Raw genomic sequence first — 19,547 nt, 5'->3', positions numbered from 1 at the left:
CGTGCTGACCAGGCGTCCGGAGGGGCAGCGCCAAGACTGTCGGTGCCCTCCCCATAATGGGATCGTGACCGCCGACCAGAAGCCACAGCCGTTCGCGCACCTGAGTGCGCCGAACGCGGCGCTTTATCGCGACGTCCTGCTGACGTTCGCGCGGGCGAGGGACCGGTTCATCGTTCACATGCGTCCGGAGGACGTCGCGGCGGATCTGGGCAGGCCGGGTGAGGTCGAGCAGGTCGCGGACGCGCTGGACAAGCTCGTCGACTGGGGCAACTTGCGGGCCGATCCGGACACGAGCCGGGTGACCAGTGTCGCGGACTTCCACCGCGCGCGGTATCTGTACCAGCTCACTGCGGCGGGCCAGGCCGCTGAAGAGGCACTCGCGGTTTATGACCAGGCGTTGGGCCGCCGGGGTTCGCTGCAGTCGGTGGCGCTGGAGGACATCGCCGCGCAGCTGCGGGCGCTCGTGGAGCTGGCGGGGGCGCGGGAGCTCGACCCGGCGAAGGTGCATCTGCTGTTGCTCGCGCTCGCCGAGCGGTTCACCGGCCTGGCCGACAACGCGCAGGCGTTCATGGCGTCGCTGCGCCGCGTCATCGATTTCGCCGACGGGGACGTGGAGGCGTTCGTCGCCTACAAGCAGCGGCTGATCGACTACGTCAACCGGTTCATCGCCGACCTCGCCAACCGGGGTGCGGAGATCGCCAACCTGCTGGGCAAGATCGAAGAGGCCGGGGTGCGAGAGCTGCTCATGGTGGCCGCGCGACGCGAAGCGGCCGATGTCGCGCCGGACGATCACGAGAACGCGGCCGCCATCGAAAGCTGTTACGACACTTGGCGAAACCGGTGGCGTGGGCTGCATGACTGGTTCGTCTCGGCCGACTCCCGCCGTCAGTCGCAGGCGCGGCTTCTACGCGGAGCCGCGGTCACGGCGATCACCCAGCTCATCGACACGGTGGCCGCGCTCAACGAACGCCGTTCCGGGCGCTCCGATCGCTCGGCGGATTTCCGGACGCTGGCGCGGTGGTTCGCCCAGGCCCCGGACGACAACGCGGCGCATCGGCTGTGGCGGACGGCGTTCGGGCTCAGCTCGGCGCGGCACCTCACAGTCGACCACGAAACCGTTGCCGCGTGGGAGGAAGAGCAGCCCGCGCCGAGTACGCCGTGGCGGCAAGCGGCCGGGGTGCACATCAGCCCGCAGTTGCGCCGAACGGGATCCTACGAGCGGCGCGGTCAGCCCAACCGGGTCTCGGACCGCGCGGAGCAGCGACGGATTCTGGCCGAGCAGGCGGCTTTGGAGGCCGAGCAGGTCGCCGCGGCGCGTGAGCGGCTGGCGACGCCGGGGCCGACGCGGCTGTCGGCGCTGGGCGAACTCGACGCGCGGGCGTTCCGGCTTTTCCTCGGGCTTCTCGGCGACGCTCTTTCGGCCCGTGCCCCTGGCGAGCACGAAGTCCGGACCACCACCAGCGACGGCACGATGGAGGTTCGCCTGACCCTCGTGCGAGGTGGCGGAACAGTGCACATCGACACCGAGGACGGGGTTCTCCAGGGGCCGGAGCACCTGATCGAGATCTTCGACCTGATCGGAAACGGCCGGGTGGAGGCGATCGCGTGACCGTGCTCGTCGAGGAAACCGTCGCTCAGCAACGGAAAGCCCTGCGGGCGCTACTCGCCAAGCCGTTGCTGACCGCGGGGGCGGACGGCGAAGTACTGCGGTTGGTCCGGCGCCATGCGGCGGATCTGCGTGATTGGCTGGCCACGGAGACGGGCTGGCGGCTGCTGGTCGGCGCGGAATCCGCGCGCTTGTTCAAAACCGCGCCGACGTTGACCGACCCGACCCATCCAGCGAGGGACGGTAAGGGCAAACCACCGTTCGGTCGCCGCAGATACGTCCTGCTTTGCCTGGCGTTGGCCGTTTTGGAGCGAGCCGACGCGCAGATCACTCTCGGGCGTCTCGCCGAAGGCGTGCTCGCCGCCGCGGGTGAACCCGAACTCGTCGATGCCGGTGTGTCGTTCACGCTGAGCAGGCGCGACGAACGTTCGGATCTCGTCGCCGCGGTCCGACTGCTGCTCACCTGGGGTGTCCTCGAGCGGGTCGCCGGTGAGGAAGACTCCTATCTGAGCGACAACGGAGACGTCCTGTACGACGTACAGCGCCGAGTGCTGGCCTCGCTGCTGACCAGTGGTCGCGGTCCTTCGACGATCAAGGCCGCCGACCTCGAAACCAGGCTCGCAGAACTCGCCCACGAACCGGTCGCCGACACCGACGACCTGCGCAATCGAGCCTTGCGTCACCGGCTCACCCGCCGCCTGCTCGACGATCCAGTGGTCTACTACGACGAGCTGGCCGACGACGAACGCGCGTACCTGGTCGGCCAGCGGCATGCGATTACTCGCCGGATCGAGGACGCCACCGGGCTGGTCGCCGAAGTCCGCGCGGAGGGCGTCGCGATGGTCGACCCCGACGACGAGCTGACCGACGTGCGCATGCCGGAGCAGCGCACCGATGGTCACGCCACCTTGCTCGTCGCCGAGTACCTCGCGGCGCGGAACGGACCGGTGCCGATCGAGCGACTACTGGCATATGTCAGGAAAATCGCCCGCGAGCACGCCTCCTACTGGCGTCGCGGAGTCACCGAAGAAGGCGCTGACGAGGAACTCCTCGCCATCGCGTTGCACAAGCTGCGTGCCTTGCGTCTCGTGGAGGATTCCGTAGGGGATCCTCCGATGGTGCGTGCGCTGCCCGCGATCGGCCGCTATCGGCTCGACGCGCCCACCATTCGGGAGAGGAAGACCGGGAAATGACTTCGCCCGTCCCGGACAGGGCCCGCTGGCAACCGCTTCGTGCCGGTCTGGTCGACCTGTTCTACTACGACATCGAAGAGTTCCATTTCCATGACGGCCGTTTGCTGTTGCGCGGCAACAACGGAACCGGCAAGTCCAAGGTGCTCGCGCTCACCCTGCCGTTCCTGCTCGACGGCGAACTGTCGGCGCACCGGGTGGAGCCGGACGGCGACCGCAACAAACGCATGGAATGGAACCTGCTGCTCGGCGGGAAACATCCGCACAACGAACGCCTCGGCTATACCTGGCTGGAATTCGGCCGTGCCCTTCCCGACGGAAGCGCCGAATACCGCACGATCGGCTGCGGGCTCAAGGCCGTCGCCGGACGCGGGATCGCCAGGCATTGGTTCTTCGTCACCGATCAACGCGTAGGCCGTGACCTCTCCCTGGTGAGCCCGACCAGGGTGGCGTTGACCAGGGAAAAGCTCAAGGACGCCATAGACGGACATGGCTTGGTCTACGACACCGCGTCGGAATACCGGCGTGCGGTGGACGAAGCACTGTTCGGGCTGGGGATCCACCGCTACGAAGCCCTCGTCAATCTGCTGATCCAGCTTCGACAACCGCAGCTGTCGAAGAAACCGGACGAGAAACTGCTGTCCCGTGCGCTCACCGAGGCACTTCCGCCACTCGACCCGGCCCTGGTGACCACGGTCGCGGAAGCTTTCCGTGGGCTCGACGAGGAGCGGGAGACCTTACGCGCCCTCGCCGAAGCGAAGACGGCGGCGGACCAGTTCCTCACCCATTACCGGCGCTATTCCCGGATCGCGGCCAAACGCCGGGCGGCTCCGGTTCGCCACACTCACAGCAGGTACGAACAGCTCGGGCGTGAGCTGGGTGAAGCCGAGGCCGCTTACGAGAACGCGACGCTGGCGCTCGAAGGGACCCAACGACTGCTCGATGAGCTGGCGGCGGCGAAAACCCAGCTGGAGGCTCGCCGTGCCGCGCTGCAGAGCAGTCCGGAAATGCGGGACGCCGAGGCACTGAAGCAGGTGGGCGAAGAAGCCGACAGGCTCAGCGAATTCGCCCTTTCGCGGGAACGCGATCTGGCGGCGGCCGTCGGCAACCTGCGACGCCGGGAAGAGCAAGCCGAAACGGCACGGCGGACGACCGATGCCGACGCGGAAATCTTGGGGCAGGCCAAGGGCATCGCGAGAGAGGCCGCCGACGCCGCGTATTTGGCCGAGGGACATGCCGCTGTCATCGCCGAGCAAGATGAGCGAGCCGGGCAGGCGCTCGTCGAACGGCAGACCAAAGCGGTCGAACAGCTGCAACGGTTCCTCAACGCCGTGACACAGGCCGAAGCCGCGTTGCGTTCGGCACGCGAAAGCGTGGACCGGATCACCGCCGAGCAGCAGGACGCCTTCGAGCGGATCACCGTGGCCGATGAGGCCATCGTCGGGCATGGTGCGGCGCTCGTCGCCTCTTATCGCTCGTACTTGGCAGGCACGGAGCAGCTCAAACTGTCCGATGTGGACGAATTGCTCGACTCGCTGGACGCGTGGACCGAGACTCTCGCCGGTGCCAATCCCGCGGCATCGGCCGTGGAGGAGGCCGTGCTGCGGGCGACCGCCGAACTCGGGCGCAGACGAGCCGCTCTCGACGCCGAACGAACAGCGGCGGTGAACGAACGGCGAGCGATCTTCGATGAGATCGCCCGGCTCGAGGCCGGCGGGCACGACGCTCCACCAAGGCCTTACACCCGCGACGAAGCTGCTCGAACGGGTCGTCCTGGCGCTCCACTGTGGAAGGTCGTGGACTTCGTCCCCGGCGTCACCGCGGAGCACAGAGCCGGTCTCGAAGCGGCTTTGGAGGCCGCGGGGATTCTGGACGCTTGGGTGACGCCGGACGGCGAACTGCACAGCACACAGACCGGTGACGTGGTCGTCAAGCCCGGCGCCGCCGCACCGGCGGGCGGCCTCACTGCCGTCCTCGCACCGGCGGTGGACCGGGCCGACCCCCAGGCCTCGGCCCTGGCTGACGACGTGGTCGGATCCGTGTTGCGCGCGATCGGTCTCGGACCCGGCGCGGAGACCTGGGTCGCGGCGGACGGCAGGTTCGCCATCGGCGTGTTGAGCGGGTCGTGGCACAAGGACACGGCCGGTTATCTGGGCGAGGGCGCGCGCGAAGCCGCGCGCAGGGAACGCGTTCGGCGGCTGCGGGAAGAGGGTCTCCTGCTGGATCGGCGCCTCGCCGAATTGGCGGACGTCGAGGACGGCCTCGCCGCCTACCGAGCCACCCTCACCGCGGAACACCGTGCTCAGCCGACGGACACCGATCTTCGCGACGCTCATGTCAAGCTCGCCGGCGAACACGACGCGAAACGCCGGATCGACGTCCGTCTCGGCGAAGCTGTCGCGGCTTCCGAGGACCGCGCCGAGGAAGCAGAGCGGACTCGCGGACAGGTCATCGAATTCGCCGGTGACGTACGTCTGCCGACCGACCCCGAGGAACTCGCTCGGGTTCGTCAAGCCGTCGGTGACTACCGCGTCGCCTTGGCCGGGCTTTGGCCGGCGACGCGGGCATTGGCTCGGGCGATGGCGGAATCGGCCAAGGCCGAAGACGAACTGCTGGCCGCTGCCGAACACCACGGCGAAGCGCGGGAATCGGCCGTCGAAGCCCGCGCCGAAGCCGAAATCGTGGCGGAACGCCACCGCGTCCTGGTCGAGACCGCGGGGGCGGGAGTCGATGAGCTCTATCGGAAGCTCAACGCGGTCGCTACGGACCTGGATGAGCGAGACGCCCGCGAAAAGCAGGTGCGAAGAGACGAACAGGTCGTACGCGAAGAGCGGGGTACGGCCAACGGGCGGCGAGAAACGCTTCGGGGTTCGATTTCGATCGCCGTGGCGGAACGTGACCAGGCCATCAGTGAGCTGCGGGCTTTCGCGACGACGGGGCTGCTGACAACAGCTATTCCCGATTTGGAATTTCCCGATCCTGAGAAGGAGTGGGCGCCGAACCCGGCTGTCACCCTCGCGCGGACCGTCAACGCCGCGCTGGACGGCGTGGACGACGCGGACCGGCCTTGGGAGTTGGTGCAGCAGCGGGTTTCGGCCGAACACAAGCTGCTGACCGACGCGCTGTCGAGGCACGGCCATTCGGTCGGCATGACCGTACGAAACGGGATCATCGTCGTCGACGTGCTGTTCCAAGGGCGCACCCAGGACATTCCCACGCTGGTGGCCGCTTTGGAGGTGGAGAACGAGCAGCGGGCGAACCTGCTTTCGGCGAAGGAACGCGAAATCCTCGAGAACCACCTCATCAACGAAGTGGCGGGCACGCTGCAAGAACTGATCGGCAACGCCGAGGATCAGGTCCGGTCCATCAATACCGATCTGGAGGCCAGGCCGACGTCGACCGGGATGCGCCTGCGGCTGCAGTGGCGTACTTCGCGGACGGCGCCCGACGGCCTCGACAGGGTGCGAGACCGGTTGTTACGGCAGACAGCCGACGCCTGGAGTGTGGAAGACCGGACCGCCGTCGGCGGATTCCTGCAGGAACAGATCAATCGCGAGCACGCCGAAGACACGGCGGGCGGCTGGGTCGAACAGCTGACCAGGGCACTGGACTATCGGACCTGGCACGAATTCGCGATCCAGCGTTACCAGGACGGACAATGGCGGTCGGCGACCGGCCCGGCTTCCGGCGGCGAGCGGGTGCTGGCCGCGTCGGTCCCGCTCTTCGCCGCGGCGTCCTCGTTCTACTCGTCTTCGGCCAATCCCCACACGCCACGTCTTGTCGCGCTCGACGAAGCGTTCGCCGGCGTCGACGACGACTCACGGGCCAAGTGCCTCGGGCTGCTCGCCGCGTTCGATCTCGATGTCGTCATGACCAGCGAACGCGAATGGGGTTGCTACCCGCAGGTGCCCGGTCTGGCCATCGCACAACTCGCCCGGCGCGACGGGATCGACGCCGTGCTGGTGACGCCCTGGCGGTGGAACGGCCGTGAGCGTGTCCAGGAGCAACGACCGATTCCCTACGTCCCGAGTGCCTGATGGCCGATCTGGACCGCCTTCGCAGGCTCTTGGGCGGCGAAGAGACGACGTGGCTGCTCGACCGCTTGCGGCGGCGGATGCTCAACGGGAAGCCGTTGAGCGGAATCGTCACCCTCGGCTCGGCTACGCCTGACCAGCGCAGGGCCATCGAACGGTTGCTTGGTCGCCGGGCCGGTACCGGCACTTCCCTGAGCGTTTCTTTCGACGAGGTCGACGCGGTGCTCCGTCGCAGCGGTTCGGCGCCGGACGGGCTCGCCGATGCCGCGAGGCTGCTGATCGGAGCCGTGCCCGACCGGGTGCAGGAAGCCGCGGCTTGGGCAGCGGCGTACGTGCCCTTGGACGAGCTGGTCGCACGACATCCGGCTCTGGTGACCTGGCGCGGCTGGTTGGACGCCACCGGCCTGGTCCGGAGGCTGACTTCCGATCCGGGGATCGCTTCGACGTTGATCACCACGGCGGTCCGTGTTCTCGCCGAGTTGCCTTCCGAGGGCATCGCACTGGGTCGGCTCGCGGCGGAAACCACGGGCGACGCGCACGGCCTGGATGACGGGCGTCCCCTGGCGACAATTGTCCTCTCAGCGGCGAGAGTCCTCCGTGGCATCCCACCGGCGGGGGACGGAACAGCAGGCGAACGCCGTACTTCCTGGGCGGCGGTCGGCGTCCACCGCGACGAGCTGTCCTCGTCCGTGTTGTGCCTCGGTTTGCCGGGCAGCACCACCACGGTGACCGGCCGCATACTTGCGTTGGCCAAGGACGCCGGTGAACCTTGCGTCTTGACGCTTCGCCAATTGAACGCCGCGCGGCTCGGCGTCGAAGCCGGGATCGTGTCGGTTTGCGAGAACCCGATCGTTCTCGCCTCCGCGGCCGATGAGCTGGGTCCCGGATGCCCTCCCCTCGTCTGTGTCAATGGCCAGCCGTCGGCCGCGGTGTGGCGGCTACTCGATCTGCTGGCGACCGACGGTGCCCGGTTCAGGTATCACGGCGATTTCGACTGGGGCGGCATCCGGATCGGCAACACCCTGCGGGACCGGATTCCTTGGGAACCCTGGCGTTTCGACGCTTCCGCGTACTCCGCGACGAGCGTGACCGGCGGTCCGCTGGCAGGCAGGCCGGCGGACGCCTCCTGGGATCCGGGACTACGCCCTGCCCTCGAGCGACGCGGGGTGCGCATCGAAGAGGAACTGGTTCTCCCTGCCTTGCTGGACGATCTTCGCTAGGCCTCGTGGAAGTCGCCGAGGCGATGAGCTTCGACGGAGGCTTCGGTAGCCGCCAGCCAGTGCGGATAGGTGACGTAGACCAGTTCCGTGTCCTCCTCGGCCGCGTAGACGACCTCGGTCCCCGCCCGCAGGTAGATCACCTCACCCGCCCGAGCCGTCACCGATCCGGAGGGGTCCTCGACGGTGAAGACTCCGGAGGTGATGACGAGGGCCTCGTCGTAGGTCATCTTCCACGGGTTCTTCTCCCCCTTCCGGTAGCGCCCGAATCCGACGGACATCGCCGCGCCGCTGTCCTCAGAGAGGACGTCGGCGAGAAAGATCTGCTGGTCAAGCCGCTGGAACCAGGTCGAAGCGTCAGCGCTCATGAAGTGTTCGACGGACATCCAAGCCTCCTTAAGTGGAACTTTCTCCGCTTAGTTAAGCGGAGAAAGTTCCACTTGTCTACCGACTAAGCTCACCGAGTGCTTCCCATCGCAGGATCCGGACCGGTCGAGCGGGCGGACGCGGCTCGCAACCGGCGGAAGATCGTCCGGGCCGCGGCCGAGCTTGTGGCGGCCAAGGGAGTCGAGGGGCTCGTGTTGGACGAGGTCGCGGCCGAGGCGGGCGTCGGGATCGGGACCGTGTATCGACGGTTTCCGGACAAGGGCGCGTTGGCGCAGGCGCTTCTGGACGAGAACGAGCGCGAGTTCCAGGAGGCGTTCATCAGCGGGCCGCCACCCTTGGGACCGGGGGCGCCGCCGCAAGAACGGCTCCGGGCGTTCATAAGCGCGTACGTCGACAGGCTTGAGACGCATGGAGACCTGCTGATGGTCGCGGAGACCGAGACGTCGATGGCGCGGTTCGTGACCGGCGCGTACCGGCTGCACCGCGGTCACCTGGTCGCGCTGATCAGCGAAATCGAACCGGCAGCGGATGCGCGATTCCGGGCGGAGGCACTGCTCGCACCACTGGCGGCGGCACAGTACGCCTACCTGCGACGGGAAGGCATGACGCCGGAACAAGTCAAAGCGGGCCTGAGTGACCTTCACCAGGTGACAGGTAGTTCTCGCACCGTGTAGAAGATCGCGTTCTCGTTGAAGCGCAGCTTTTCTGCGAGACCGCGGTCTCGGACGTCGGCACCGAGACTTCGCGGGAGTCGAGAAAGGTCTGGTATGGATTTTGCGGCGAAGTCCGGACTGGTCGAGCAGGTACGCGCGTTCACCGGAGGGGTGGCCACGAGGAACACCAGGACCTCCTCGCCTGAGGGGACTCTGGGTCCGTGAAGGCCTCCTTAAGGGACTCTGGGTCCCTTAAGGAGGCCTTCACGGACTTGGACTCAGCGCTCGCCCAGTTGCCATTCCGGCCGCACGTAGTGGCAGGTGTAGCCGTTCGGGATGCGCTCCAGGTAGTCCTGGTGCTCGGGCTCGGCTTCCCAGAAGTCACCGGCCTCGGTCACTTCGGTGACGACCTTGCCGGGCCACTTGCCGGAGGCGTCGACGTCGGTGATCGTCGCCTCGGCGACCTGCTTCTGGGTGTCGTCGGTGTAGTAGATCGCCGAGCGGTAGCTGGCGCCGAGGTCGTTGCCCTGACGGTCAAGCGTCGTCGGGTCGTGGATCTGGAAGAAGAACTCCAGGATCTGGCGATACGTGAGCCGCGCCGGGTCGAAGACGATCTCGATGCCTTCGGCGTGCGAGCCATGGTTGCGGTAGGTCGCGTTCGGCACGTCTCCGCCGGTGTAACCGACCCTGGTGGAGACGACTCCGGGGTGGCGGCGGAACAGGTCCTGCATGCCCCAGAAGCAGCCGCCCGCGAGAACAGCCTTTTCCGTCACTGTGGTTCTCCTCTGGTCGTCGACATCCAGTAGAACGCGCCAGGGCGTCCCTGTCATCCCCGCCCAAGTGTGACGGAACGCTTACGTCCACCGCGCGTCTCACGATGCGTGAAGCTCCTGCTCGCGGCCCTGGTCTTTCTGCTGGCCGGCTGCACGACGACGCAAGACCCCGCACCGTCACCCGAGGAGGCCTTCCGGTTCGGCGGGATCTCGATGCCCGCGAGCGGCGAGGTGCTGGAGACGAAGTACGAGAGGGGCATCGACGTGATGTACCGCGTCGCCCTCACTCTTCCGGCGGAGGACGTGCCGGAGCTGCTCAAGGCGTCCCACTTCGCACCCGGTGTCATGGAGGACAGTCAGTTCATCGACGGTCGCCGTGTGTCTCGCAAGGTCGCTGTCGAGGGGACCACCGTGCACCTCAGCCTTTTCACCACATGAGTACGCAGCGTGAAAAAGATGGGCCGTTCGGACTCGCCTGGGTGACCCCCTAACGTGTAGCTCCACGCATCATCGCCGGAGGTCGCATGGATCCGATCCGGGTACCGCCCGAAATGTTCCGTTTCACCGACGGCGGCAGGTCCGGGCTCCCCCTGGCGATCCTGCACGCCTTCGGCGAGGCGAACGAACGGCTCGAGACGGCGCTCGGCATCGACGACCTCCGCACGAGGCTGCGGGAAGTCGGCTGGCTGGAGACGCTGGACGACGAAGACCTGGTCAAGGCGCTGGACCAGCTGCGGAGCCAAGGCCACCTCGACATCGTCCAGAACCACGCGGGCGACTACCGGACGGCCTCCGAGTACGAACGCCGCAATCTTCAGTACTCGCTGACCCGGCTCGGCGAAGCGGCGTACGCGGGTGTGGTCCGCGCGAACGAAGTGCTCAACGCGACGGGTGGGCTGCAGACGGCCACCCTCGACGCGCTGGGCGAGCGGCTCGGTGAACTCGTCAAGCAGCTGGAAGACGGCACCGACAGGCGTGTTTTCAGCACGCTCACCGAAATCGAGAGCCACCTCGAGGCGTTCCGTGACAACACGAAGCGGTTCAACGGCGACCTCCAGCGCCTGCTGCACGCCGAAGCCGACCTCGCGACGTTCCACGAGGTCAAGGCATCCACGGTGGCGTATCTGCAGGAGTTCCTGAACGACCTGGAGCACCACACCCACACCATCGCCACCCGCATCAAGGAAATCGACGAGTATGGCGTCGAGCGCGTGCGCCGGCGTGCGCTCAACGGGGCGGCTTTGCCGAGCGCGGACCCGCGCTGGCTGGAAGTCCGTAAAGCCCGCTGGGACGGGCTTCGCGCGTGGTTCCTGCCCGAAGACGGCGCGGCGCCGCGGGTCGAAAACCTCCATCAGGTCGCGCGGCGGGCGATCATCACGCTCCTCCAGGTCCTGGACCGGATCACCGAGTCGCGACGCCGGGCGAGCAGCGCGGTCGCGGATTTCCGTGAGCTGGCGCGATGGTTCACCGTCGTCCCCGCTCAGGAGGACCTGCATCGCCTGTGGTCCACCATGTTCGGGCTCAGTTCCGCGCGGCACGCGCACCTCGCCCACGCGGACCCGGAGGTGGTCAGCACGACGGCGTCCTGGCTCGACGCGCCGCCGGTCGAGGTGTCGGAACTGCTCCGGTCGGCCGGCCGCACCGAGCGGTTCACCAAGACCGGAAGGGTCCGTGACGTCTCCGCTGTCCGGGCGGCACGAGTGCGGCAGGCGATCGCCGAGCGCGCCGAACTCGAGGCGGCGTGGAGCATGCTCGACACCGGCGGGGTCGTGCGGCTTTCGGCGTTCGAGAAGCTGGACCACACCGTTTTCGAGCGGCTTCTGGACCTGCTGGGGCAGGCACTCGGCAACAGTCCCGGCACGGGCGGCGCCCGGCGGAGCACGACATCCGACGGCCAGATCGAGATCGTCCTGCGGCCGCCGCGGAACGGCGCGGTCGCGCGCCTGACCACCACGAGCGGCGTCTTCCGCGGTCCCGACTACGAAATCGAGATCAGCACGGCCGGAGGCGGTGCGTGAGCCTCACGAACCAACTGGTCATCGCGGAGCGCGAAGAGGTCGCACGCGGAATCCGGGCGATGCTGGCCACGCCGCTGATCGGCGAACGCGGCGCCCCCGAGACCTTCGACCTCATCCGGCGCCGCCGCGAGCCCATCCGGCAGTGGTTCGACTACTACTGCGGCTGGACGCTCACCGTCGAACCCCGGCTCGGCTACGCCCGGCTGGTCAAGGTCCGCGCCGCCGACGACCCCAGCCGCCCCGCCCGGCGGCCGCGGTCCGGCAGGCAGGCGTTCGACCGGCGGCGCTACGTCCTGTTGTGCGTGGTCGCGGCCGAACTGCTCACGGTGCCGGTGACCACGATCGGCCTGCTCGCCGACCGTGTCGCCAGGGCGAGTGCCGCCGACGACCTCGTCACCACGTTCGACGTCACCTCGCGGGCCGAGCGCGTCGCGTTCGTGGACGTCCTCAAACTGCTGGAGTCCTTCGGTGTCCTGGCGGTCGCCGACGGGGACCCGGAGTCCTTTGTGGACGAATCCACCGCGAAGGCGCTGTTCCGGGTCGACGCGACCCTGCTGCTGCGGATGCTCGCCGCCCCGGTCGGGCCGTCGCAGCTGGCCGTGCCCGCCGACGACGTCGCGCTGCGGTTCGAGGAGCTGCTGGACGCGGTGTCGTACGAGCAGCGCTACGGCCTCTCGTCGGGGCGCCACGAGGACACGCCGAGCGCTTCCGACGTCCAGCGGAACCTGTGGCTCCGGCATTCGGTCTTCCGCCGTCTCGTCGACGATCCCGTCCTCTACTTCGACGAACTGAGCGCCGAGGAGCGCGCGTACCTCCGGTCGCCGACCGGACGTCAGTTGCTGCGCCGCGCCGCGGAACAGGGTGGCTTCGTCCTCGAAGAACGCGCGGAGGGTGTGCTGCTCGTCGACGTCGACGGGCTGGCCACCGACGAGAAGTTCCCGGACGACGGCAGCAACGCCAAAGTCGCCGCGCTCCTGCTGCTCGACGCGCTGGACGAGCCGCGGACGACGGACTACCTGCAGAAAGCCACCGTCAAGCTGCTGAAACGGTTCCCGCGCTGGGCCAAGACCTACCGGGGCAAGGACGGCGTGCGACGGCTGACCGTGGACGCGCTCGCGGTGCTGACCGGCTTCGGGCTGGTCCGCGTCGAAGCCGAACTCGTCCGGCCACTCCCGGCCGCCGCGAGGTACACCGATCGAGACGAGGAGGCGACGTGACCGTGACGAGATGGATCCCGTCCCGTGCGGGCATCCTCAACATCTGGCGCTACTACGACGAGATCTTCGAGTTCCACGACGGGCGACTGCTGTTGCGCGGCCCCAACGGGAGCGGGAAATCCAAGGCGCTGGAGCTGCTGCTGCCGTTCCTGTTCGACGCGAGCCTGCGCGCCAACCGGCTGTCGACCTTCGGCACCAGCGAACGCAGCATGCACTGGAACCTGATGGGCGAAGGCGCTTCCGGCGCCACGCGCGTCGGGTACGTGTGGCTCGAATTCCGCAGGGGCGAGGACAAGTGGTTCACCTGCGGCGCGCGGCTGCAGGCGAGCACGCACACCAGCACGGTGCACGCCGACTTCTTCACCACCGGACTGCGCGTCGGCGACGGCCTGCCACTGGTCGACGAGGCAGGCCAGCCGCTGACCAAGAACGCGCTGGAGGAGCACCTCGGCGAACGCGGGACCGTGCACACCGGCGCGGCCGACTACCGCACCGAGATCCGCGCGAAACTGTTCCCCGGCTTGAGCGAGCAGCGGTACGACGCGTTGATCACCGCGCTCCTCCAGCTGCGGATGCCCAAACTCTCGCAGCGGCTCGACCCGAGCCTGCTGTCCAACCTGCTGTCCCGTGCGCTCCCGCCGTTGGGGCAGCAGGAGATCGCGGATCTCGCCGAGGGTTTCGAACGGCTCGACGCGCAGCGAGAGAAGCTGGGCTCGCTGGAGACCGAGGTCGACGCGACCCGCGCGCTCGCCGCGCGGCAGAAGACCTACGCCCAGCGCGTCCTGCGCGCGAGCGCCGCGAACCTCATCACCGCGACCGCCGAACTCGACGGACTCGCCGCGGCCGCCCGCCGTTCGGCCGAGGAGTACGACGAGGTCGCCGCGAGCAAGGAAGCCGCCGAGGAACGCGCGGCGAAGCTGGAAAAGGACGTCGCAGAAGCCGAAGCCCGCCTCTCGGGACTGACCGAATCCGAGTCGTACCAAAAGGGCCAGGAACTCGACAAACTGCGACAGCGCGCGGTTTCCGCGCGGGAGCAGGCGGAAACGCTCCGCGCGGACGCCGACCGGCTCCGTGCCGAAGCGGACGCCGACGAGGAGCGCTCGCGAGCGGCGCGGCAGGTCGCGAAACGGCAGGCCGACCTCGTCCGCTCGCAGGAGATGGAGGTCAGGGCCGCCGCGACCCGCGCGAACCTGGCCGGGGTGCACGACGAACTCGTCGCCGGAATGGGCGAACCGGGCAGGCTGCGTCCGTTGCTGCAGGCCGCCGTCCGCGGCAAACGCGACCAGGTCGAGACCCTCGGCCGGGCACTGGACAAGCACGAACGCGCCGTCGGCCGCCGTCACCAGGCCGAGGCCGAGCTGGACCGGGCGAGGTCGGATTTCTCCGCCGCGCGGGAGAAACTGGATCTCACGACGGCGACACGTGAACTCGCGCTGAGCGATCTGCGCACCCGGCTCGCCGAGTGGGCGATCGGCTGCCGTGAGCTGCGTTTCCCCGACACGGAAGCACTCGTGCGGGAAGCCGAGGCGGAAGTCTCGCTGCTGGGCGAGATCAGCGCGGTCGCCGAGGCCGTGCTCGAGGACATCGTCCGGCGGGAGACGGCGACCGGCGCCGCGCTCGCCACGACGCGCACCGAGCACGACGAACTCCTGGTCGAGGCGAGTGTGCTCGAAACGGAGGACGTCCTCGCCCCCGCGTCGCCGAAGACCCGGACGGCGGACCGGGCCGAGATGAGTGGCGCGCCGCTGTGGCGACTGGTCGACTTCGCCGGTTCCGTCCCGGAGGACACGCACGCCGGGATCGAAGCCGCGCTCGAAGGCGCCGGGTTGCTGGACGCCTGGGTGAACTCCCACGGTGTCGTCGACGGGCACGACGTGCTCGCCGAAACCGGGACGCTGCCCGCGGCGTCCGGCCGTTCGCTCGCCGACGTCCTCGTACCGGAACCCGACGCCGGGGTCGCCCCGGCGAAGGTCCGGCGGGTGCTGGAAGTGATCGCCTTCGACGACACGCTGCCCGCGGGTCCCGCCGCGATCGGCGCGGACGGCGGCTGGCGGATGGGCAGCCTGTCAGGCAGCTGGGCGAAGGAGGCACCGGCGTACATCGGCGCTTCCGCCCGCCTGCGGGCCCGGGAGCGCAAGGTCGCCGGACTGCGGGACGAGATCTCCGGCCGCGAGAAGACCATCGCCGAGCTGGAAGGCGAACTGGCCGCGCTGCGCGGCAGACGCGAACTGATCAAGATCGAACGCGCCGCCCGGCCCGGCCACGAAGATCTCCTTGCCGCGACTGGAGAACTGACCACGGCCGAGGCCGACCTGACCGCCGCCGACGCCGACGTCCGGCATCGGGAAACGACCGTCTCCGCGCTGGAGATCGAAGCAAAGACCGCGCTGCACGAGCTGACCGGCCAGGCTTCGGAGAGCGGTCTGCCGACCGAACGCGCGCCGCTGACCGCGCTCGCCTCGGCCCTGCGCACCTACTCCGACCAGGGCGAGAACTGGTTGTACGAGCACGGGAACCTGCTCACCGCGACCCAGCGGGCCGAGACGTTCGCCGAGCAGGCGGAGCGTTCGGAGGCGAACGCCACCCGCCGCGAGGACGAGGCTTCGGAGGCGGAGACCGAACGCGCCAAGCTCACCGCGATGCTCGACGCGATCGAGGGCACCGTCGGCACCGGCCAGCGCGAGGTGCTCGCCGAAATCGACGGCCTGCGCACGAAACTGCGTGAACTCGCCGACGAACTCCGCGGCGCGAACTCCGACGCGAAGAAGCTCGCGGTCCGGCTGGGCGCGCTCGGCGTCCAGCGCACGACCGACGCGCAGGCCCGCGAGGACGCCACCGCGAAGCAGGACGCCACCGCGCTCCGGTTCCGGAAGCTCGCCACCGGGGTCTTCCCCGCCGACGGCGGAATCGAGGACCTGCCGAAGTTCCAGGCCACCCTGTCCGCTTCGGAAGGGGTGCGGGCGGCTCTCGACACAGCTCGCCTGGTGGCCGCGGCTTGGCCGTCCGTGCCGCACGCGCCGAGCAACCTCGGCGAGGCGCTGCACCGGCTTTCCGAGGCCGTGCACACCTGCCGGAACACGCTCAGCTCGCGCGCGGAACTCGATCTGGAGACCGACGAGGACGTCCAGATCTTCACCGCCGTCGTCGACGGGCTGCGGGTCGGCGCCGCCGAACTGCTGAAGATCCTTTACGCGGAAGCGGAACAGAGCAGGCACGAGATCACCGGCCGCGAGAGCGACCTGTTCGACAAGACGCTGACCGGTGACACCCGCCGCCATCTCGCGGCCCGGATCCAGCAGGCAGGAGACCTCGTCGACGGGATGAACGCGCGCCTGGAGCGGGTGCGGACCGCGTCGAGGGTCGCCGTCCGGCTGGTCTGGCAGGTCTCCCCCGACCTGCCGCCGGGTACCAAGACCGCGCGGGACCTGCTGCTGAAGGATCCGGATCAGCTGACCACCGAAGACCGCGAATCGCTGCACAAGTTCTTCCGCGAGCGCGTCGAGCAGGCGAAGGCGGACGACACCGCGACCAGCTGGGAACAGCAGCTCGCGCAGGTCTTCGACTACACGTCCTGGCACCGGTTCGTGGTCAAGCTGGACCGCGCGAACGGGGCGGGCTGGCAGCTGCTGACCAAGAAGCTGCACGGCGCGCTTTCCGGTGGGGAGAAGGCGATCGCGCTGCACCTGCCGCTGTTCGCCGCCGTCGCCGCGCACTACCAGGCCGTGCCGGAGGCGCCGAGGGTGATCCTGCTCGACGAGGTGTTCGTCGGCGTCGACACCACCAACCGGGGGCAGGTGTTCGGCCTGCTGTCCGTGCTCGACCTCGACCTGATGCTGACGTCGGACCACGAGTGGTGCACCTACGCCGAACTCGGCGGCGTCGGGATCCACCAGCTCATCACCGGCGGCGACGGGGACGACGCGGTGACCACGGCCCGGTTCACCTGGAACGGCCACGACCTCCTGCCCGCCGGACATTAGCCTGAGCGGCTCCGAAGCCGGTCGCGGAGCCCTTTCCGTGGTTCGTCCTTGTGCGACGCGGGATGGCTCACTACGTTCTCCTCCGATGGCGCCGACGTGGCGCGGCGGCACGGAACTCGAACTCGGCCCACCCGGCCGCCGGGCCGTGCTGGGGTTGCTGGTGCTCGCCGGCGGCGAGGCGATGTCCAAGCAGGACCTGGCGGACGCGCTCTGGGGCGAACGGCCGCCGCACAGTGCGGTGAACGTCCTCCAGACACCTGCGGCGGCTGCTGGAACCCGAGCGGGCCCCGCTCAGTCCGGGAGCGAGCTCCTGCCGCATGTCGGCGGTGGTTACGCGCTGCGCTGGGACACCATCGACGTCGACCTTCCCCACGTCCGCGGGCTCGTCGCCGAGGCGAACGACGCCCGGCGCGACGCGGAGACGGGCCGGGCCGCGGCCCTGTTCGGCGAGGCCCCGCGCTGGTGGCGCGGCAGACCGCTGGCCGATCTCCCTTCGCTCACAACGCATCCGAGGGTCGTGTCCCTGGTCGCGGAACGCCGATCGCCGCTCGCCGGGTACGGCGACGCGATGCTCGCCATCGGCGCCGCCCGCGAGGTGCTGACCGACCTGGTCGAAGCCGCCGCGGACCAGCCGCTGGACGAACCCGCCCAGGCCCGGCTCGGGCCAGCGGGCGACGACTTTCCGGCTCTCGGCCCACGCCGCCCTGCTCGACGACGGGGAACCGCCCGCGAACCCGCGTCCCGCCCCTGGCGTCCCGCGGCAGTTACCCTGGTTCACCGGCCGGGGCCACCGAACTGTCCATTTTGGACGAACTGGTACCGGGGGCGGCGGGTTCCAGTGGCACGGTGGCGATCGCGGCCGTCACGGGAACCGCGGGTGCCGGGAGACCGCACTCGCCGTGCATTGGGCGCACGCGTGAAGAACCGTTTCCCCGACGGCAGGCCGGGTCGTGCACCCGCGGCGTCACCGACGGCTCGGCCCAGGTGATCTTTCCGCCGTCCGCGCACCAGGAAAGGCCGTAGGCGCAGGTCCACTTCACCGGCACTTCAAGCACGGCCGGCTTGATGGTCTCGACGCCGGAAGCGCAGCCCCGTGCCGCATTCGCCTCACCTTCCGCGACGAACGTGAGCCCCGCGAAGAGAACCACCACGCCAGCGGCGTTCTTGATCGTCATCGCTCCCCCTGATTCCGTTGTCTCCCACTGTTGCGCCGGTCCCCCGCACCCGCAATCCGCCGGACGCCGGGTCTAATCGACGTCCAAAGCCACCGATTAGCTTGTGGCGCAATGATTTGCATTGAAGGGGAGTACCGATGAAGGCACGGCTCAAGAAGGCCATGATCGCGGCGACGCCCTTCGTCGGCACCGTGAGCGGGAGTTCGGCACCGACCGCCGGCCCGAAAGCGTTCGCGATCTCGTCGGACGGCAAGCTGATGGCCATGTTCTCCACCGGCAGAGGAGACCAACCTGATCGGGATCGACTTCCGGGTACAGAACGGCGTGGGGAACAAGGGCCGCGTCTACCCGATAGAGACCCCCGCCCGCGACGCCCGACGTCGTCGTCACGAAGGTCTCACAACTCAGTGTTCCCTTGTACGGCACGAACTTCGGTGTCGACTTCAACCCGGCCGCCGACCGGCTGCGGGTGATCAGCGACCACGGCCAGAACCTGCGGCACAACCTCGGCGACCACACCACGATCGAAGACACCATCCTGACCACGCCGCCGCAGGGCGGACCCACCAGGGGTGTCACGGCCGCCGCCTACACGAACAACGACGTCAACCCCGACACCGCCACCGCACTGTTCGTCATCGGCACGAACACCGACCAGGTGTTCATCCAATCGCCCGCCAACAACGGGTTCCTGGCACCGACCGGCGCGCTCGGCTTCGACACCGGCCCGCTCGCGGGCTTCGACATCCACAGCGACCTGACCAACGGCAAGACGACCTCGGCGACCGTGTTCGCCGTGCTCAACCCGCCGAGCGGCTCTCCGTCGACGTTCTCCACCGTCAACCTGCTGACCGGCGCGGCGGCCAAGGTCGGCGACTTCCCGCTGCCGATCGGGGACGTCGCGGTCGCACTCGACACGCACTGAGTCCTCGGGGGTCGTGCTGTTCGGTGTTCGGTCTCGGCCGGACAACGAACAGCCGCGCGAACCTGGAAAGATGTTTTGCGGGTGGTGGAGCGTGAGCTGAACATGTCGGGCTAAAGCAGGAGGCGCCGGCCAAGCGGAACTCGATGCCGTCGCCGACGCGGCGCACTGAACCCTTGATTCCCTCCAACCGTTGCCGGAAATCGGCGACATCCACGTTGTCCGCACGACCCGAAACTGTCGGTGGCCGGTTGTATGTTCGCTGAGTGGACATTCACAAAGCCGCACCTGTGGCACTACTCGAAGACACAACCAACCCAAGAGTCTTGGAGGAGATCAACGCTTCCTTGAACCTCTTGGATGACAAGGGTTCTG

General features: G+C 68.6%; 13 protein-coding genes and 1 pseudogene. 11 read left to right on the top strand and 3 right to left on the bottom strand.

Annotation, left to right across the window (positions count from 1 at the left end; translation table 11 throughout):
* Nucleotides 1–64: 64 nt before the first annotated feature.
* The 4 genes from ACM6LR_RS38265 to ACM6LR_RS38250 are packed head-to-tail and all read left to right on the top strand — an operon-like array spanning nt 65 to nt 8,050.
* Nucleotides 65–1,609, top strand: coding sequence for a TIGR02677 family protein (locus ACM6LR_RS38265; RefSeq protein WP_414945534.1), 1,545 nt, complete (start codon nt 65–67; stop codon nt 1,607–1,609).
* A complete protein-coding gene (locus ACM6LR_RS38260; protein WP_414939587.1) occupies nt 1,606–2,799 on the top strand; it encodes a TIGR02678 family protein in 1,194 nt (397 codons plus the stop codon). Before ACM6LR_RS38265 ends, ACM6LR_RS38260 begins: the two co-directional genes overlap by 4 nt.
* Nucleotides 2,796–6,833 carry a TIGR02680 family protein gene (locus ACM6LR_RS38255; protein ID WP_414945533.1) on the top strand — a complete coding sequence of 1,346 codons (4,038 nt, stop codon included), beginning with the start codon at nt 2,796–2,798 and terminating at the stop codon, nt 6,831–6,833. Before ACM6LR_RS38260 ends, ACM6LR_RS38255 begins: the two co-directional genes overlap by 4 nt.
* Nucleotides 6,833–8,050, top strand: coding sequence for a TIGR02679 family protein (locus ACM6LR_RS38250; RefSeq protein ID WP_414945532.1), 1,218 nt, complete (start codon nt 6,833–6,835; stop codon nt 8,048–8,050). The genes ACM6LR_RS38255 and ACM6LR_RS38250 overlap by 1 nt, the downstream gene beginning before the upstream one ends.
* Here ACM6LR_RS38250 and ACM6LR_RS38245 read toward each other — a convergent pair.
* The gene (locus ACM6LR_RS38245; RefSeq protein ID WP_414939584.1) at nt 8,047–8,433 is read right to left on the bottom strand and encodes a cupin; all 387 of its coding nucleotides are present in this window, start codon (nt 8,431–8,433) and stop codon (nt 8,047–8,049) included. The genes ACM6LR_RS38250 and ACM6LR_RS38245 overlap by 4 nt on opposite strands.
* 78 nt (nt 8,434–8,511) lie before the next feature.
* Here ACM6LR_RS38245 and ACM6LR_RS38240 point away from each other — a divergent pair, with 78 nt between their 5' ends.
* Nucleotides 8,512–9,108: a TetR/AcrR family transcriptional regulator gene (locus tag ACM6LR_RS38240; RefSeq protein WP_414945531.1), complete on the top strand. Its 597-nt coding sequence runs from the start codon at nt 8,512–8,514 to the stop codon at nt 9,106–9,108.
* 257 nt (nt 9,109–9,365) lie between these two features.
* On the opposite strand, the gene msrA is transcribed toward ACM6LR_RS38240, so the two are convergent.
* Nucleotides 9,366–9,860 carry a peptide-methionine (S)-S-oxide reductase MsrA gene (gene msrA, locus ACM6LR_RS38235; protein ID WP_414939582.1) on the bottom strand — a complete coding sequence of 165 codons (495 nt, stop codon included), beginning with the start codon at nt 9,858–9,860 and terminating at the stop codon, nt 9,366–9,368.
* A gap of 108 nt (nt 9,861–9,968) precedes the next feature.
* Between msrA and ACM6LR_RS38230 the strand changes: the two genes are divergently transcribed.
* The 5 genes and pseudogenes from ACM6LR_RS38230 to ACM6LR_RS38210 all read left to right on the top strand — a co-directional run.
* Entirely contained in the window at nt 9,969–10,298 is a 330-nt protein-coding gene (locus ACM6LR_RS38230; protein WP_414939581.1) for a hypothetical protein, read from the top strand.
* A gap of 86 nt (nt 10,299–10,384) precedes the next feature.
* Nucleotides 10,385–11,878 carry a TIGR02677 family protein gene (locus ACM6LR_RS38225; protein WP_414939580.1) on the top strand — a complete coding sequence of 498 codons (1,494 nt, stop codon included), beginning with the start codon at nt 10,385–10,387 and terminating at the stop codon, nt 11,876–11,878.
* Nucleotides 11,875–13,095: a TIGR02678 family protein gene (locus tag ACM6LR_RS38220; RefSeq protein WP_414945530.1), complete on the top strand. Its 1,221-nt coding sequence runs from the start codon at nt 11,875–11,877 to the stop codon at nt 13,093–13,095. Before ACM6LR_RS38225 ends, ACM6LR_RS38220 begins: the two co-directional genes overlap by 4 nt.
* On the top strand, nt 13,092–17,075 hold the full coding sequence (locus ACM6LR_RS38215; protein WP_414945529.1) for a TIGR02680 family protein: 3,984 nt from the start codon (nt 13,092–13,094) through the stop codon (nt 17,073–17,075). Before ACM6LR_RS38220 ends, ACM6LR_RS38215 begins: the two co-directional genes overlap by 4 nt.
* Nucleotides 17,076–17,160: 85 nt before the next feature.
* Nucleotides 17,161–17,676, top strand: a pseudogene (locus ACM6LR_RS38210) (AfsR/SARP family transcriptional regulator); the annotation flags it as partial.
* A 163-nt stretch (nt 17,677–17,839) separates the two neighbouring features.
* Here ACM6LR_RS38210 and ACM6LR_RS38205 read toward each other — a convergent pair.
* Nucleotides 17,840–18,250 (bottom strand): hypothetical protein, encoded by a 411-nt coding sequence (locus ACM6LR_RS38205; protein WP_414945528.1) that lies wholly within the window; start codon nt 18,248–18,250, stop codon nt 17,840–17,842.
* 415 nt (nt 18,251–18,665) lie between these two features.
* Here ACM6LR_RS38205 and ACM6LR_RS38200 point away from each other — a divergent pair, with 415 nt between their 5' ends.
* Entirely contained in the window at nt 18,666–19,175 is a 510-nt protein-coding gene (locus ACM6LR_RS38200; protein ID WP_414945527.1) for a DUF4394 domain-containing protein, read from the top strand.
* The last annotated feature ends 372 nt before the right edge of the window (nt 19,176–19,547 follow it).

Source organism: Amycolatopsis sp. cmx-11-32 (genome assembly GCF_047608695.1).
Lineage (GTDB): Bacteria > Actinomycetota > Actinomycetes > Mycobacteriales > Pseudonocardiaceae > Amycolatopsis.
Note: the sequence above shows the minus strand (reverse complement) of the source record. Positions and strands in the feature narration are given on the sequence as shown.

Coding starts and splice junctions, on each gene's coding strand:
- ACM6LR_RS38255 (WP_414945533.1), top strand. CDS start 2,796: ATGACTTCGCCCGTCCCGGACAGGGCCCGCTGGCAACCGCTTCGTGCC.
- ACM6LR_RS38250 (WP_414945532.1), top strand. CDS start 6,833: ATGGCCGATCTGGACCGCCTTCGCAGGCTCTTGGGCGGCGAAGAGACG.
- ACM6LR_RS38225 (WP_414939580.1), top strand. CDS start 10,385: ATGGATCCGATCCGGGTACCGCCCGAAATGTTCCGTTTCACCGACGGC.
- ACM6LR_RS38205 (WP_414945528.1), bottom strand. CDS start 18,250: ATGACGATCAAGAACGCCGCTGGCGTGGTGGTTCTCTTCGCGGGGCTC.
- ACM6LR_RS38245 (WP_414939584.1), bottom strand. CDS start 8,433: ATGTCCGTCGAACACTTCATGAGCGCTGACGCTTCGACCTGGTTCCAG.